Annotated in this window: 2 rRNA genes; both read left to right on the forward strand. The window is 55.2% G+C overall.

Going from position 1 to position 916, the window contains the following annotated elements:
- A 23S ribosomal RNA gene (locus BTW08_RS18245) occupies nt 1-557 on the forward strand; the annotation flags it as partial.
- Nucleotides 558-753: 196 nt separating this feature from the next.
- A 5S ribosomal RNA gene (gene rrf / locus BTW08_RS18250) occupies nt 754-868 on the forward strand.
- Nucleotides 869-916: the final 48 nt, after the last annotated feature.

A 916-nucleotide genomic window follows, 5' to 3' on the forward strand; every position in this document is an offset into this window, starting at 1 on the left:
TGCGAGACAGACACGTCGAGCAGGTACGAAAGTAGGTTCTAGTGATCCGGTGGTTCTGTATGGAAGGGCCATCGCTCAACGGATAAAAGGTACTCCGGGGATAACAGGCTGATACCGCCCAAGAGTTCACATCGACGGCGGTGTTTGGCACCTCGATGTCGGCTCATCACATCCTGGGGCTGAAGTCGGTCCCAAGGGTATGGCTGTTCGCCATTTAAAGTGGTACGCGAGCTGGGTTTAGAACGTCGTGAGACAGTTCGGTCCCTATCTGCCGTGGGCGTTGGAGATTTGAGAAGTGCTGCTCCTAGTACGAGAGGACCGGAGTGGACGCACCTCTGGTGTTCCGGTTGTCACGCCAGTGGCATCGCCGGGTAGCTATGTGCGGAAGGGATAACCGCTGAAAGCATCTAAGCGGGAAGCCTCCTTCAAGATGAGATCTCCCCGAGACCTAGAGTCTCCTAAAGGGTCCAGCAAGACTAGCTGGTTGATAGGCACGGTGTGGAAGCGCTGCAAGGCGTTGAGCTAACGTGTACTAATACCCCGTGAGGCTTGACCATATAACCCCAAGGGGTTTGCAAGACTTTGCTGAAGTAAGCGCAAAGTCGGATCGGTGAACAATCACCGACAACGCAGGATACGCGCTGCCTCGTAGAGCGGGCAGGCAATGAGACGTCGCTCAGTCAGCATGATCCGAATCAGTTGGAATGAGGGTTGGGTAAGCGATGAAGGCCCATCATTCCGACGTCAGTTTTGCCTGACGACCATAGCGAGCGGGAACCACCTGATCCATGCCGAACTCAGTAGTGAAACCGCTTAGCGCCGATGGTAGTGTGGGGTCTCCCCATGCGAGAGTAGGTCATCGTCAGGCATCTATTCCGAACCCCGGCCATTGGTCGGGGTTCACTTATTTAGGGGT

This window comes from Salinicola sp. MH3R3-1, from assembly GCF_001937155.1.
Lineage (GTDB): Bacteria > Pseudomonadota > Gammaproteobacteria > Pseudomonadales > Halomonadaceae > Salinicola > Salinicola halophyticus.